Annotated in this window: 11 protein-coding genes; 7 read left to right on the forward strand and 4 right to left on the reverse strand. The window is 57.3% G+C overall.

From position 1 onward, the window contains the following. A complete protein-coding gene (locus tag ACR0JE_RS10200; RefSeq protein ID WP_480864079.1) occupies positions 1-1038 on the forward strand; it encodes an LLM class flavin-dependent oxidoreductase in 1038 nt (345 codons plus the stop codon). A gap of 14 nt (positions 1039-1052) precedes the next feature. Then, the gene (locus tag ACR0JE_RS10205) at positions 1053-2516 is read left to right on the forward strand and encodes an aldehyde dehydrogenase (protein WP_480864080.1); all 1464 of its coding nucleotides are present in this window, start codon (positions 1053-1055) and stop codon (positions 2514-2516) included. Between the two features lie 31 nt (positions 2517-2547). Here ACR0JE_RS10205 and ACR0JE_RS10210 read toward each other — a convergent pair whose 3' ends face one another. Genes ACR0JE_RS10210 through ACR0JE_RS10220 form a run of 3 tightly spaced genes read right to left on the reverse strand, consistent with a single transcriptional unit; the run spans position 2548 to position 6294 of the window. Then, positions 2548-4080, reverse strand: a complete 1533-nt coding sequence (locus tag ACR0JE_RS10210) for a sensor histidine kinase (protein ID WP_480549570.1) — start codon at positions 4078-4080, stop codon at positions 2548-2550. Beyond that, the gene (locus ACR0JE_RS10215) at positions 4065-4757 is read right to left on the reverse strand and encodes a response regulator transcription factor (RefSeq protein ID WP_480864081.1); all 693 of its coding nucleotides are present in this window, start codon (positions 4755-4757) and stop codon (positions 4065-4067) included. Before ACR0JE_RS10215 ends, ACR0JE_RS10210 begins: the two co-directional genes overlap by 16 nt. 13 nt (positions 4758-4770) lie before the next feature. After that, positions 4771-6294, reverse strand: coding sequence for a DUF4153 domain-containing protein (locus ACR0JE_RS10220; protein ID WP_480544706.1), 1524 nt, complete (start codon positions 6292-6294; stop codon positions 4771-4773). Between the two features lie 402 nt (positions 6295-6696). Between ACR0JE_RS10220 and ACR0JE_RS10225 the strand changes: the two genes are divergently transcribed. From ACR0JE_RS10225 to ACR0JE_RS10245, 5 genes are read left to right on the forward strand one after another with little or no spacing between them, the layout of a single operon-like run. Then, complete coding sequence (locus ACR0JE_RS10225; protein WP_480864082.1) at positions 6697-9927, forward strand: adenylate/guanylate cyclase domain-containing protein; 3231 nt, start codon at positions 6697-6699, stop codon at positions 9925-9927. A 25-nt stretch (positions 9928-9952) separates the two neighbouring features. Then, positions 9953-10831, forward strand: coding sequence for an encapsulin (locus ACR0JE_RS10230; protein WP_480864083.1), 879 nt, complete (start codon positions 9953-9955; stop codon positions 10829-10831). 13 nt (positions 10832-10844) lie between these two features. Next, positions 10845-11675 (forward strand): DUF3237 domain-containing protein, encoded by an 831-nt coding sequence (locus ACR0JE_RS10235; RefSeq protein WP_480864084.1) that lies wholly within the window; start codon positions 10845-10847, stop codon positions 11673-11675. Next, on the forward strand, positions 11668-13791 hold the full coding sequence (locus ACR0JE_RS10240; RefSeq protein WP_480864085.1) for a hydroxysqualene dehydroxylase: 2124 nt from the start codon (positions 11668-11670) through the stop codon (positions 13789-13791). The genes ACR0JE_RS10235 and ACR0JE_RS10240 overlap by 8 nt, the downstream gene beginning before the upstream one ends. Positions 13792-13795: 4 nt before the next feature. After that, positions 13796-14866, forward strand: coding sequence for a polyprenyl synthetase family protein (locus ACR0JE_RS10245; RefSeq protein ID WP_480549556.1), 1071 nt, complete (start codon positions 13796-13798; stop codon positions 14864-14866). 9 nt (positions 14867-14875) lie between these two features. Here ACR0JE_RS10245 and ACR0JE_RS10250 read toward each other — a convergent pair whose 3' ends face one another. Beyond that, on the reverse strand, positions 14876-15340 hold the full coding sequence (locus ACR0JE_RS10250; protein WP_480549554.1) for a hypothetical protein: 465 nt from the start codon (positions 15338-15340) through the stop codon (positions 14876-14878). Positions 15341-15369: the final 29 nt, after the last annotated feature.

Raw genomic sequence — 15369 nt, forward strand, 5'->3', positions numbered from 1 at the left:
ATGAAATTCTCGCTCTTTGCGCATATGGAACGGATCTCGGAAGATCAGGACCAGAAGCAGCTTTACGATGAGTTCATCCAGCTGTGTAAAATCGCCGACGACGGTGGCATGCACGCAGTCTGGACCGGTGAACATCACGGGATGAATTTCACCATAGCGCCGAATCCGTTCCTGAATCTGGTCGATATGGCGCGTCACACCAAAAACCTGCGTCTGGGTACCGGCACGATCATCGCCCCGTTCTGGCATCCGATCCGACTGGCGGGTGAGGCGGCAATGACCGACATCATCACGGATGGCCGTCTGGATCTGGGTATCGCGCGGGGCGCTTACAGCTTTGAATATGAACGGCTGATGCCCGGTATGGATGCCTGGGAAGCCGGGCAGCGGATGCGCGAGTTGATCCCTGCCGTTCAGAACCTTTGGCAAGGGGATTACGCACATAAAGGCGAGTTTTTTGAATTCCCCAAAACAACCTCAGCCCCGCAGCCGGTGCAACAGGATGGACCCCCGATCTGGGTTGCGGCACGCGATCCGAACAGCCACGAGTTCGCAGTGTCAAATGGCTGCAATGTGCAGGTGACCCCGCTGTGGAACGGCGATGAAGAGGTCACAAGCCTGATGTCCAAATTCAACGACGCCTGCGCCAAATTCCCCGACATTCCGCGCCCGCGCATCATGTTGCTGATGCACACCTATGTGGCCAGCGACGAGGCGGATGTGAAACAGGCGGCGGTCGAGCTGAACCGGTTTTACAACTACTTCGGTGCATGGTTCATGAACAAACGTGAGATCACGCAAGGTCTGATCGATCCGCTGAGCGAGGAAGAGATCGAGGCGCATCCGTTTTATTCCCCTGAAAACATCGAACGCGATCTGGTCATCGGCACGGTTGACAGCGTGATCGACCGTCTGCGCAATTACCAGGCGTTGGGGTATGACGAATATTCGTTCTGGATCGATTCCAGCATGCCGTTCGAGCGTAAGAAAGCCTCGCTTGAGCGGTTTATCAAAGACGTCATGCCGGCGTTTCAATAAAGAGGTGCCGAAAGATGCAGCGGTTTCAACAGTATATTGACGGCGCGTTCTCGGACGGTGCGGCGCAGTTTGACAGTCTGGACCCGGCAACCGGCGCGGTTTGGGCAAAAATGCCCGAGGCCAGTGCGGAAGATGTCAATCAGGCTGTCGAAGCCGCAGATCGTGCGTTTTGCGCGTCTGAATGGGCGGGGATAACAGCCACTGCTCGGGGTAAATTGCTGTATCGGCTGGCTGATCTGATCGCGGAAAACGCCCCGCGTCTGGCTGAACTGGAGACCCGCGATACCGGCAAGATCATCCGCGAAACCTCGGCCCAGATTGCCTATGTCGCCGACTACTATCGCTATTATGCCGGACTGGCCGACAAGATCGAAGGGGCGCATCTGCCCATCGACAAACCGGATATGGAGGTCTGGCTGCGCCGCGAACCCATCGGCGTGGTGGCGGCGGTGGTGCCGTGGAACTCGCAACTGTTCCTGTCGGCGGTCAAGATCGGCCCTGCCTTGGTGGCAGGCTGCACCGTTGTTCTGAAAGCCTCGGAAGAGGGGCCAGCCCCGATGCTGGAATTTGCCCGCATCTTCGATCAGGCGGGCTTTCCGAAAGGCGTGCTGAACGTCATCACCGGCGGGCCGGTCGTGGGGGCCACCCTGACCAGCCACCTGAAAGTGGCGCATGTGGCCTTTACCGGCGGGCCAGAGACTGCGCGCCATATCGTGCGAAATTCGGCTGAAAACCTGGCCTCGACCTCTCTGGAGCTGGGTGGAAAATCACCGTTCATCGTTTTCGAGGATGCCGAAATCGAAAGCGCCGTAAACGCGCAGGTTTCGGGGATTTTCGCGGCAACAGGGCAGAGCTGTGTGGCGGGTTCTCGCCTTGTTGTGCAGGCCTCGATCAAGGACGAATTCCTGTCGCGGCTCAAGGCCAAAGCCGATGCGGTCGTGATCGGCACGCCCGATGACATGAGCACAGAGGTTGGCCCGCTTTGCACCTTGCGCCAGCGCGATCACGCGGTCGACCTGATCCAGCGCTCAATCGCACAGGGGGCCAGGCTGATCACTGGTGGGCACCCGATTGACCGGGATGGGTTCTATTTTCCACCCACTATTCTGGATTGTTCGGACGTGCCGGACGCCGATAGCCTGACAAACGAATTCTTCGGCCCGGTCTTGTCGGTTGTTTCGTTCGAGACCGAGGCCGAAGCCATCAACATTGCCAACGATACACAGTTCGGCCTGGCCTCGGGCCTGTTCACGCAGAACCTGACACGTGCGCATCGCATGATCCGCGCCATTCGTTCGGGCATCGTCTGGGTCAATACCTATCGTGCCGTCAGCCCCATCGCCCCGTTCGGAGGCCACGGCCTGTCCGGTCATGGGCGCGAGGGCGGCCTGCAAGCGGCGCTGGATTATACCAAGATCAAATCCGTCTGGCTGCGCACCAGCGACGACCCGATCCCGGACCCGTTTGTCATGCGCTGATGGCGAATGCGCCCGAATGCCTCTGTCACTTTCAGGCAGATTTCTGATCGAATGTGATCAGGAAACAGGCCCCTTCCTGGCTTGGACCCACGCTCAACTCTGCCTCAACCGCCTCGGCGGTCGCTTTGACGATATTCAGGCCCATGCCGGTGCCGCCACTGTTCCGGCGCGTTGTGAAAAAGGGTTGCAGCACCTTCTCGACATTCCCCTCGCTGATCCCCGGACCATCATCCTCGATTCTAAGACCCGCCTGATTGATACTCAGGCGCACACGGCCTGCGCCATGTTGATGCGCGTTCTGCAACAGGTGGGTCAGCATGATCGACAGGGTGCTTTTATCGACCGGCAGAGGCTGGATGTTGTTTTCAATCTCCAGCGTCAGTTGCGGAAAGGCCTGCCTCAACTCGGCGGCGATATCTTCCAGACAACAGGTTCCGGTCAGGGCGCTCTGATCGGCCAGGCTGAAGGCGCGCATGTTTGACAGCAAATCCTCCATCCGCGTGCTGCTTTTGTCCACAGCATCCAAGAGCCTGTGCTTTTGGGATTTGGGCAAACCGTCGTCGCGCAACAGCTCAGCCGCGCCTTTCAGCGCAGTCAGCGGCGATTTCAGCTCATGGGTCACATGGGCCGTATAGGTTTTCAGCGCATCCTGTTTACTTTGCAGACGCTCAGTCAGAGACTGAAAGCTGCGGCTCAGATCCTCAAGCTCACGCGTGCCCAGTTGATCGGGCGGCTCCCACGGTTGGCCTCCGTACCCGGCGGATTGGCTGCGCTGAATCAACAGCCGAATGGGCTGCGTGATGAAGCGCCAGAAAACATAGCCGATCAGCGCGGTCGACAGCGCGACAAAGGCCGCCGCCTTGATCAGATTGAACCGCTCACCATAGAGGAAACGGAAAATATGGTTCGGTGTCCGGCTGAGATAGACAGCACCAATCAGCGTTTCGCCGTTGAATACCGGCATGGCAACAAACACCCGCACACGCGCGCCGCGGCTCAGAGTATAAAGGGCAGGGGGCCGGTCCTCGCGCAGTCGTGTCCGCGCGACCGAGGCCGTTTCGCCAGACAGGGCAAGCTGCACCTCAGCCACATGGCCCAGTCCCTTGTCGATCTCGGCGGTACCGGCAAAAACATTGCCATCGGTGTCCAGAAACCGATACCCGACCAGCGTGCGCGCCTGTGCCGCGTCAGAGATACGGGTCAGTGGCGCAGCGATCGCCTGATATACCCGTCCGGATGACGCAGAAACCTGCGTCGCATCCGGGCGCGGCGGCAGGATCGTCTCTCGATTGACCGACAGCGACGGGAAGACCGGGTCATAGCTTGCGCCTGGCCCCGTGTCGGACGTTTGCGACCCTGTTTGCTCGGCATAAAGCTCGGCAAAGGTGGCAGACATCACCGCCGCTTGGGACAGCAGGCTTTCCTCGGTTTGTTGTACCAGCTGACTGTCGTAGAACCGGAACAGGATCAACCCGGCAAACGGTAAACACAGGACTATTGCCAGCACCAGCAGAACCACGGTCCAAAGGCGGGGGCGCCATCTGCGCGCTAACCGGAGGTGCATGAACCCATCCTGAGGCCGACACCATGCACCGTCACGATCCCCTCGGCGCATCCGACAGCAGTCAACTTGGCCCGGATGTTGCGGATATGACTGTCGATGGTCCGATCCGAGACGTGAATGTTATAGCCATAAAGCGCGTCCACCAATTGCGCGCGCGACAGAACATGATCGGGACGGGCCATCAACGTCGCCAGCAATCTGAATTCCGACCCGGTCAACGCCACGTCAGTCGCGCCAAACCGACAGAGATGCCGGTCAGGATCAAGCGCCAGATCACCGTGCACCAGCCCCTGTTCCGTCGGCGGGCTGGACGATCCAGTGCGCTTCAGGATGGCCCGGATGCGCGCCACAAGCTCCCGCGGCGAGAATGGTTTGGTCAGATAGTCATCAGCACCAATTTCCAGGCCGACAATCCGGTCAACCTCATCATCACGCGCCGTCAGGAACAGGATCGGCACATCCGAGGTTTTGCGGATTTCGCGACACACTTCTAACCCGTCTTTCTCAGGCAGACCAATGTCCAGAACGATCAGGTCAGGGTTTTCTGTTTGGCTGCTTTGAAGCGCTGTGACGCCATCAGTGGCAAACAGGGTCTCATAACCGGCTTTTTCAACCGCGATCCCGGTCACGTCCAGGATATTGGGGTCGTCATCGACGACAAGAATGCGAGAGGGCATCAAACGCGGTCCTTTAGATGTGTTGCTGATAATAGGCTTGGATTCGCCATCTCCGAAAGCCCCATTCGCGCCATGTGTCGATACGGTTTCGGTTTAGGGCGTAGCGCATAGATCTGCCACACAGCTGTTGGTTGGTCTCAAGCTCGTAGGCGTGGATGACGGGGTAAGCGTCAGTGCCCAGGTTGCAAATGTAGTAACCATCGCGTGAAGCAACATCTCCGTGACGCAGGTTGTAGTTGGCAATGATTTCAGCAAAATTTACAAAGCAACAGGCATATAATGTGACCAGCGTCGCCACAAAGCACCGCCGCAGTAGCCAGACACGGGTTTGACCCAGGTGGATTTGCAACAGGGTCAGAACCAGCCCAATCATCACCAGCGCCATCCAGATGAAGGCGGCGACCCGCAAATGGGTCAGTGCGTAGGCCTCAACATAGAATTGCAATCGAAAGGCTGCGGTCACCACCAGAAACACGTTCTGCGCAAGCCACAAATAGACCAGCGCCCGCAGCGTTGCGTCGGTTCTGATCATGGAGTGGGTTGCCAAGGTGAACAACCCTGCCAGCAAGGCGGTCACGACCAAGGGATAGGCGCCCCGGTGGGCATAGGTCGCATAGCTCATTCCCTCGGGCAGCGCGACGCCACCGGTCAGGATGCCAAGGTCCATGACCGTCTGCACAAGAAACAGAAGATTGAACAGCATCAACGAATTGCGCACAGACGCCGGGTTGATCAAGAAAGCGGATCGGGCAGGCCCGGCCATCGGAGCAACAGGTTGGCGGGTCCTTGGACCCAGCCACGGGTCGCTGAGGTTCAGGTAAGGCCAGATCAGACAGGCACATATGCCCCAGAACAAGGCGCGAAACCAGAACTCGCTTGCAAGCAGATACCCCGGATCAAGCGCCTCAATCACGTTTTCAAGCACTGGGTTTGCGATGGCCAACAAGGCCAGAAACACCACCCCCATGATCAGCGGCAACAGCAATGACGCTGCGTGGCTTCGCAGACCCGTGCCCAAATTGACATCGTGTTTTTCCGACAGGACGTCTCGGATCAGCATAGCAGCGCCAATAGTCGGCAAGCGGAACGCCAACCGCACTGCTGCGCCTTCATTCGACTTTCCACCATAAACAACCCAAACCGCCAGACAGATAACGCCGCCCAGACTGAACAGCACCGACAGGAATTGAAGATCAATCGCCACCGGCAGATTGCATAAAGCAGTAAATCCGATTGCCCAAATCCATTCCGATCTGCTGGGCCGTTCGCGTTTGGCAAACATGATCGCAGCTGACAGAACCACCGCAAACACCGCAATCGAAATGCCCAGTGGCTGCTTCCAAAACAACCAATCCGCTAATGTGATCAGCGCCGCCAACACCGGGATCGCGTGCTGAATACGAACCGCGCTGAGCAATGCGCCGTCTGGTTTTGTGCTGCGAGGGTGATCTTGCTGCGGTGTGGTGATCGTTTCCAACCACCACGCATCGCGTTTGATGCGGTCGGGAACGCCTTGGATGATCAGCTCTTGCCTCATGTTCTGCCCCTTGTTTGCCAGTCTGATTGTTGGCAAACCTGCCCATGCCAAATGCAGCTTTACCGATCTGTGCGCGTAGGGATCGGGGGGCTTTCGTGCAGGTTTCGTGCAGGTTAGGAAAGACGGTTGGGCAAAAAACAAACCCCGTCATCCAGACCCGGACTTGCAGAAGAATCGGCATCGATCCTGCAATATCGAATAACGTCGATGCATAAGTCACTAATATTTAGTGAATTGACGTTCGCGTAACTTAAAGTCTGGAAATTTCCTGTAACTTCTGCAAGATACGTCGACACGTTTGGAAATACGCTCTTCCAAAAATATGGATTCGGTGGGGTATTGCCGATATTCTGGCGCAAAGAGCGAGCGTCAGCAGGGGGACACTAACATGGGCGAGGGGTCATGACAAAACTTGTCACCCATTCAACCCGTCTTGGCAAAGTCCTTGCCCAGGCCGGGCTGGAAGAGTTTTTGCCCCGATTTGCCGAAGAAGAAGTCTCGGATGACATTCTCGATGATCTGACCGATCCTGATCTGCGCGATCTGGGCCTGACGGTAGGTCAGCGAAAGCGCTTTCGCCAAGCTCAGATCGCATTGAAAACACTGGATATTGCGGATGACCCGCAGGTTTCTCGCGTGGCGGAACGGCGCCAGTTGACGCTGGTATTTTGCGATCTGGTGGGGTCAACCCAACTGGCTCAGCGTTATGATCCAGAAGAGCTGATGCAGATCATGACGCTGTATCTGGATACGGCCATCGGTACGATGAAACGGCATGGTTGCCATCTGGCGTATCGCCAGGGCGATGGGATCATGATGTATTTCGGCTACCCCAAAGCGATGGAAGATGATGCCGAACGTGCGGTTCGGGCCGTTCTGGAAACCATCGAAGCTGTGCAGAATCTGGATACGAAGTTTGGTGAAAACCTGAATCTGCGCGCCGGGATTGCCACGGGCCTTGTCGTTGTGGGTGTCGTCACCTCAAAAAGCCTGGGGACAGAGGATTTTCTTGTCGGTGAAACTGCAAACCTGGCCTCACGCCTACAAGGGCTTGCCAATCCGGGCGAGGTAATCGTTTCTTCGGAAACGCAGCAGCTGACCAAAGGCACGTTCGAATTCGAGCCGCGCGGCAGTCACGAACTCAAAGGGTTTCAGAACGAACGCACCGTGTATCGCGTGGTGTCCGAGACACTGTCATCCAGCCGCTTTGATGCGCGGTCAGGGCCATCGGCTGTGACGCTTGTTTCTCGACAGAACCATCTGTCGACGCTGACGGACCTGTGGGAGCGTGCGAAGGCTGGCACAGGTCAATTGGCCTTTGTTGGCGGCGCGCCGGGAATTGGCAAGTCGCGTTTGATAAAATCACTGTCCGAAACTCTGGGCACTGAACCCATTACGCTGCAATGTGTGCCCCATCTGGCCAGTTTGCCGCTACATCCGCTTCAGGGAAAGCTGCGCAGCCTGTCACGCCATGGGTCTGACGAAACAGACGTTCGCGCTGCGATCTCGAAGTTTGCTGAACGCTCGACCCGGCTGACCGAAGCAGATGTTCCCCTGTTGTTGGACCTTGCGGGCCTTGCCACAGAAGCACCAATAGAATCCGACCCGATGAAAAAGGCGCGCATGTCGTTGGACATGTTGATCCGATGCACGGCCAGCATCTGCGACTACAACGGCTCGATGCTGCTGGTATTGGAAGATGTGCATTGGGCGGATGCGACAACACTGGATGCGCTGGATGCGCTGTTCGGCGTTTTGGAACAATTCCCGATCCTTGTGGTCATGTCACACCGCCCAGAATACCAACCGCCCGAGCATTTTGCTGGTCGGGCAGAGTTCATTGACTTGACCCCTCTGGGCAAAACCGAAGCATCTGAACTGGTGCGTCGCGTAGCGGAACCGCGCAGCCTGCCAGTGATCTTGATCAGGCAGATCATCGAAAAGGCGGATGGCGTTCCGCTTTATATCGAGGAAATGACCAAGGCCGTTCTGGATCAGCTGCCACAGGACGCGCCGATCGATACCGCTGTTCTGGATGCCCTGAGCATCCCGACGACTCTGCAAGACTCGCTGATGTCACGTCTTGACCGCATGGAAAATGCGAAACCGATTGCGCAGCTTGGGTCGGTGATCGGCCGCAGCTTCACCGCGCCGATGATCCGTGCTGTTGCACCGGATGATACCGATGTGGATGCGGCTCTGATCCAGTTGATGGCCGCCGGGCTGGTGCTGGCCACAAGCAAGGCAGGCACCGCCACATATACATTTAATCACGCGCTTGTTCAGGATACCGCCTATAGCTCGTTGCTGCGTGATGACCGCGAGAAGATCCATCTGAAGATTGCTCGGGCTCTGTTGGACGGTAACAAGGCCTTTGGCACACCCGCCCCGGATACGGTTGCCCACCACTGCGATCTTGGCGGGCTGAATGATGAAGCGGTGACGCATTGGGTCACCGCCGGGGAACAGGCGCTGTCGCGGCTTGCGAACCTACCTGCCATATCGGCCTTCCGGGCCGCACTGCGGAACATCGAAACGCTGCCCGGCGCCGCCGAACGGGATGGGCTGGAATTGCGCGTTCAGATGAACGTACTGCCTGCCTATATGGCGATCTACGGCTGGTCCTCGGATCAGGTTGCCCAAACCGCCGCACGCGCCATGGAACTAGCGCAGGCGCTTGGCGACGGCGAAACGCTGTTTGCGGCCACCTTCTGCCGCTGGACCCATTTCTTCGTGGCTGGCGAAATGAATCGCGCGATGGAAATGGGGCAGGCGCTTGATGGGATGGCAAGCGTGGCAAAGGACCCCGTTACCAACGTTCTTGCGGCGCGCGCACTGAGTTTCACACACTACTTTCAAGGTGATTTCGAAGCGTGCCAGGCTCAGGTCGCACGGGGGCTTGATCTGATCTCGCCGGAACTGGATGCTGCGACGCTTCCAATGACGCAGTCCTCGACCGCCGCGTCCCTGCATGCGATCCGGGGCTGCCTGTTGTGGCAATTGGGCCAGTTTGACGAGGCCGAAGCCGCCCGTCTGGAATCTATCGAGATTAGCCGATCCCTGAAACACGCGCCCAATCTGGTTTACATCATGGGCGCTTGTTCGATGTTCCTGCCTTATGCGGGTGAATGGGAACGGATGGACAAAACGATGAAAGAAGCCCGTCAGATAGCGGATGAAGAAGGGTTTCTGTATCTGCACGCGATGCAGGACATCTATATGGGCCTTGCGCAGGCGGGAATGGGCGATGTCGACGGCGGTGCAGCGCGGGTTGAGACCTATATGGACATGGTCTCGAACGCGGGTGGCAATTTTACCTTCCCGCAAAACCAGATCGTTTTGTCAGAACTGCAAATCGATCAGGGCAATATCGAACAGGCGCTGGACCGGCTTGAACGTGTTTGCCAGCCCGGATGGACCCGTGGTGAGCTGTTGAACAAGCCTGAATATCACCGCGTCCGGGCTAAGGCCTTTGCCGCTCTGGGCGATATAGACAAAGCTATGTCCGAAGCGGAAACTGCGCTACAATTGGCCCAAGATACGGGTGCCATTGTATTAGAAGATCGTGCCCGGCGGCTGTTGGAAACGCTGAGCGCTGAAACAACAATTGATAAAGCTGCCAATATTAGTTGAGCAGTCCCAACAGGAGGGATTTTTGATGACCGAAGCACTTGATTGGAGTCAAGAGCAGTGGAGTACCATAAGTCAGGTTGTTCACGATGAAGCGTTGCGCGCGCGTGTTGCGGCCAGCTTCCTGCCGCTTTATGGGCCTCTGCCCGCCGACACCCAAGCCGTTCCCTTGAACAGTCTTGAACTTGCCGCATCGCCGGGCGGGGCCGCAAAGCGCTTTGTCGTGAATGACTACGACACAACCCGATTGTCGACAGTGTCGGTCAATGTTTATCTTAAAAACGCCCAGATGTCGGATCCTGAATTGTCAGCAGCTCAGATCATGTTCCGCCGCGCAGCCGCAGTAGTTGCCCGCATCGAAGATCAAATCGTTTTCAACGGCCAACCCGGCACCGGTAAAGGCCCGACTCCAGCAGGCCCCGAAAAGCTGCCCGAAGTTTACACGGTCAGCGGTGGCGGCAAGTATGATGGCCTGTTGCAAGAAGGGGCAAAAAACCCGACCACAGGCACCAAAGCCGGGGCTACACCGACTGGGGACGAAGTCTTTCAGGCGGTTGTTGCCGGGATCAACAAGCTGGAAACCGAAGGGCATCTGGGGCCATTTGCTTGTGTGATGGGTAACACTCTGTTCCGGGCAATTACGACGCCTTTGCCAAACTCGATGGTTTTGCCGCGCGACAGCATTCTGCCGTTCCTGGATGGTCCGCTGCTGCGTTCGGGCGCTATTCCAGAGGACAAGGCCATTCTGGTCTCGCTGCAAGGTGCACCGATTGAGATCGTCGTGCCATCGGATATCTCGGTGAAATATCTGCAAACTTCGGCCGATGGTGACAATATCTTCCGTGTCCAGCAGAAGTTCCGCCTGAGGGTCAAAGAAGGCGAGGCCGTCACCACAATCTCGTTCTGATCTGGACATGGTCATGCGCGAGTTCACCGATAAAGGGGTTACTCTGCGTTGGTCCGAGGCGGTCACGCAGGTGGCCAGTGGTGTACAACGGGTTCTGGTTGAGGCAGGACCCGCCGTGTCATCACATGACACGCTGCGTCTGATCTTCTCGGAAAACGGCGGGCCGGAACGCGCGGTCCGGGGGTGGCCTGTAGGCTGTGATCCAAAGACTGGAATGCAGCAATTTGCAGCAGCTTTGCCAATGGCCATGAAAGGGCATCCTTTGGCATGGCGACCGGTTCTGACCGCGAGTGGACGAGAGGTCGACCCGGGCCAACAGCCGACAGCGAAGCCTGAACCTGCCAAGATTACAAAGGCGGATCAACCGTCACCGTCTCTGGAACATATTGCGCATTTCGTTGTGCCCTTTGAGGCGAATTTCCATGCAACGGGCGAAACCCCGGATGGCGTTTGGTTGCATTTTGCAATCCGCGACGGCGGCACCGTCACGGGCTCAAAGCTGAACGGCACAATAGAACCCGTTGGCGGTGATTGGATGCAGGTCCGTCCGGACGGTGTTGGGAGCCTGCATGCCAAAGCGATGATCAAACCCTCAGATGGTGGCGCGCCGATCATGTTCGATGATAGCGGTATCTGTGACTTTGGGCAATCTGGTTTCACTGCGCTTTGCAAGGGGCAGTTGCCAGCCACCGCCCCGGTGCGCATCGCGTCTCGTTATCTGACGTCAAACGCGCGCTATACTTGGTTGAACCGGGTGCAGGGATTTGGGATTGGGCAGGCCAGCCTGTCTGATGTGACTCTACGTTTTGACGTCTATTCCGCGAAAGGAACATCCGATGGCTAAGAAGGTCGTCATACTGGGCGGAGGCGTGGGCGGGATGAGCGCCGCGCATGAGCTGATCGAACGTGGCTTTGAAGTTGAAGTTCACGAACGCCAGCTGATTGCGGGCGGCAAGGCGCGCAGCATCCCCGTGATGAAAAGCGAAGATGATCGCGGGTCAAAGGCCAAGCATATCAAAGCATTGCAGCAATGGGTTGATATGGACGGCGCTGATTTCCCGCCCGGCGTCAAACGCCCATGGCTACCTGGGGAGCACGGGTTCCGGTTCTTTCCAAATTTCTACCGGCATATCACCGATACGATGGCGCGCACGCCCTACTACGACAAGGGGACCTGTTACGACAATCTAATGCCGACAACCCAAGTTCTTGTCTGCCAGTTTGACAAGCCCGGCATCATCGTACCCGAGCGGTTTCCACGATCTTTGAAAGAATTCGCCGATGCACTTAAGACCTTTGCCTATACGATCTCGCCTCGAGACCAGATTGGTTTTGAAGATGTCGAACATTTCCTCAGCTGCATGTGGCGCATCGCCACTTCGTGCAAAGAGCGCCGCGATGACGAATATGAACGCACGGGCTGGTGGGATTTCATTGGTGCCGACGACCGATCGGAAGCATACCAGAAATTCCTGGCCATCGGCCTGACGCGATCCCTGGTGGCGGCCAAGGCGAATACGGCCAGCACAAAGACCGTTGGTGACATCGCCATCCAATTGCAGATGGGCATTGCCACACCCGAGCCTCATTGTAATAGGCTGCTGAATGGGCCGACCAATCTGGTCTGGATACAACCCTGGCTCAACTACCTTGAAAGCCAAGGGGTGGTCTACAAGTTCGACTCGAAAGTAACCGGGATCGAATGTCAGGACGGGCGCATTGTCAGCGCGACGGTTGAACGCGACGGGCGGCAGGAAACCGTGACCGGAGATTGGTTCATCAGCGCCTTGCCGATCGAACGGATCGCCCCACTTGTGACCCCTGCCATGACTGCCATTGACCCCGCCTTGGCCAAGCTGAAACTGCTGGCCGAAAACGTGCAGTGGATGAATGGCATCCAGTATTACCTGACAAAAGAGGTCGAACTGACCCATGGTCATGTGATCTTTATCGACAGTCCTTGGGCCCTGACCGCAGTGTCGCAAAAACAGTTCTGGCCCGATATCAACTTCGAGAATTGGGCCGAGGGTAAAACAAAGGGCTTGCTGTCTATCGATATCTCGGAGTGGGATAAGCCCGGGATGAATGGCAAGACCGCGCGCAACTGCACCCGCGACGAAATTGCAGATGAAGTCTGGGCACAGCTCAAGCGCAGCCTCAATGTGGATGGCCAGACCATTCTGCGGGACGAGGATATGCACTATTGGTTCCTCGATCCCGATATCGTGGCCGACCCGGAACATCCGTCTCGCATGACCAATGTCGAGCCATTGCTGGTCAACCGTATCAATACATGGCGCCTGCGCCCGAACGCGGCCACGCTGATCCAGAATTTCTTTTTGGCGTCAGACTATGTGCGTACCTATACCGATCTCGCCACTATGGAAGGCGCGAACGAGGCAGCTCGGCGGGCGGTCAACGGCATATTGCGGCGCAGCGGTTCGGATGCCGAACGCTGCAAAATTTGGGATCTGCATGAACCTGACATCCTGCGCCCGTTGCGTGCCTATGACTACGCGCGGTATCAGGCCGGCTTACCGTGGGATGAGAGGTTTTCAGAGGCAGTTCAAGCCTCGTTGCGGTCTGCACAGGATACTACCGGCACGACCGGCGGTGGCGAGGGACCGTTGGCTGCGGTGGGACCAGCGGCCGGTGAGTACTCGAAACCTGGTGGAATTGTCGAAGAACCTGCCGTGGCAGACGCGCTGCGTATGGTCTGCCCACCAGAAGCACTATACGATCTGATGGCGTCTTATGTGCCCGGCGTCGACATTCCGATACCCGGTGCTGAACAGGCTGAAACAGCGGCCCTGGATGTCGTCGGAAATAGTGCCGAACCCTCGTCTTTGCCCGGGGTCAATCGCGTTATGGGAACGTCTTTGAACTCAAAGTCTAACCCGAAGGGCGGCCGCGCAGGTGGCACCTCAGGTCGCAAAGTCACTATTACGCAGAAGGGTTGAACCCGTGGGCGCATCAACCGCGCAATTGGATCCGGCAGCAACGCAGGGCTTTCTGGAACAGCTGACCCAATATGGGGATCAGGCACGTCAGGCATTGCTGGCGCGGTTGCCCATGACCGAGCCGCAGGACTATCTTTACGGCCCGATGCGCGACTATATCGAGACCTCGGGCAAAGGCTTGCGCCCCGCGTTGCTGCTGGCCACGTGCGAGGCGTTCGGCGGTAAAACCGATGACGCCATGGTCTCGGCTGCAGTGATCGAACTGCTGCACAATGCCTTTCTGATCCATGATGACATCGAAGATGTCAGCGATTTCCGCCGAGGCAGGGAGTGCATGCATAAACGCCTTGGCGTTCCGATGGCCATCAATACAGGCGACGGTATGCAAGCCATGGCGCTGCGTCTGCTGCGCGACAATCTTGATCCGCTTGGCCCGGAGACCTCGGCCCGTGTTTTGGATGAGTTTGACCACCTGCTGATGCAATCCATCGAGGGCCAGGCGATCGAACTTGGCTGGATCCGGGACAACCGGCTGGATGTGACCCCAGCCGACTATTTGAACATGTGTCTGAAAAAGACCTGCTGGTACAGCTTCATCCATCCGATGCGGATTGGGGCGCTGATCGCACGACCGGAAGATGTCGCCTCGGGCAAGCTCAATCTGGACGATTTCAACGCGTTTGGCTTCTTTCTGGGTGCTGCCTTTCAGATACAGGATGATGTTCTGAACCTTGTCGGCAGTCAGGACAAATATGGTAAGGAAATCGGAGGCGATATCTACGAAGGCAAACGGACCTTGATGCTGAGCCAGTTGAGCCAGCATGGTGAAACGCGCGAGAAAGACCGGCTGACTCAATTCCTGTCCAACCCCAGGCAAAACAGGTCACCCCATGATGTAGACTGGGTACTGGATCGGATGCATCACTATGGATGCGTCGAATATGCGCAACGTGGCGCAGATGATCTGTTGCAATCCGCCCGTCAGGAATTCGAACATGTCTTTGCCGGTGCCGAAGGCGGGCCGCGTGCTTTCCTGGGTCAGTTCATGGATTATCTGGTCGAAAGGCAGGTCTAGCGGGCAAGATCACCCGTCCACAATCTCGAAGATCACCACCATGGCAGATGTCTCTGACCCGAAGCTGTGAACCCGCCCGTGATAACGGCCCGGTTCGGCCAGATCATGCACCGTCAGTATGACGCGCACTTCACCCACTTCGCCCGGTGCAAGCCGCACCGCTGGTGGGTCGACACGCAGCCGATCTGCTGGGATCACAGCTCCTTCCTCATTGGTCAGGTCACCGGGTTCAAACCGCAACTCCACCGTTTCACCATCAGCAGGGGCGGCAACCGATAAAACAATTGTTCCTTTGCTGCCGGGAGTGCAAACTGTGCGGCATTGAAACGGCCCGTCCAGCGGCAGTTTCTGACCACTTTCCGCATCCAATACGCGCCGGGCCAGTTCAGTTATCGGTGTCTGATCCAACACAGGCGCAGTCGGGGCGACGGCGTCAATCATGCTGGCATAAGGTTTTCGCTCAAAATAAGGCATGTCTAAATGTGCACCGGTCGCGACGCTCA

This window comes from Ruegeria sp. H3, assembly GCF_056533095.1.

Coding starts and splice junctions, on each gene's coding strand:
- ACR0JE_RS10235 (WP_480864084.1), top strand. CDS start 10,845: ATGCGCGAGTTCACCGATAAAGGGGTTACTCTGCGTTGGTCCGAGGCG.
- ACR0JE_RS10200 (WP_480864079.1), top strand. CDS start 1: ATGAAATTCTCGCTCTTTGCGCATATGGAACGGATCTCGGAAGATCAG.
- ACR0JE_RS10225 (WP_480864082.1), top strand. CDS start 6,697: ATGACAAAACTTGTCACCCATTCAACCCGTCTTGGCAAAGTCCTTGCC.
- ACR0JE_RS10210 (WP_480549570.1), bottom strand. CDS start 4,080: ATGCACCTCCGGTTAGCGCGCAGATGGCGCCCCCGCCTTTGGACCGTG.
- ACR0JE_RS10250 (WP_480549554.1), bottom strand. CDS start 15,340: ATGCCTTATTTTGAGCGAAAACCTTATGCCAGCATGATTGACGCCGTC.
- ACR0JE_RS10230 (WP_480864083.1), top strand. CDS start 9,953: ATGACCGAAGCACTTGATTGGAGTCAAGAGCAGTGGAGTACCATAAGT.
- ACR0JE_RS10240 (WP_480864085.1), top strand. CDS start 11,668: ATGGCTAAGAAGGTCGTCATACTGGGCGGAGGCGTGGGCGGGATGAGC.
- ACR0JE_RS10220 (WP_480544706.1), bottom strand. CDS start 6,294: ATGAGGCAAGAGCTGATCATCCAAGGCGTTCCCGACCGCATCAAACGC.
- ACR0JE_RS10205 (WP_480864080.1), top strand. CDS start 1,053: ATGCAGCGGTTTCAACAGTATATTGACGGCGCGTTCTCGGACGGTGCG.
- ACR0JE_RS10215 (WP_480864081.1), bottom strand. CDS start 4,757: ATGCCCTCTCGCATTCTTGTCGTCGATGACGACCCCAATATCCTGGAC.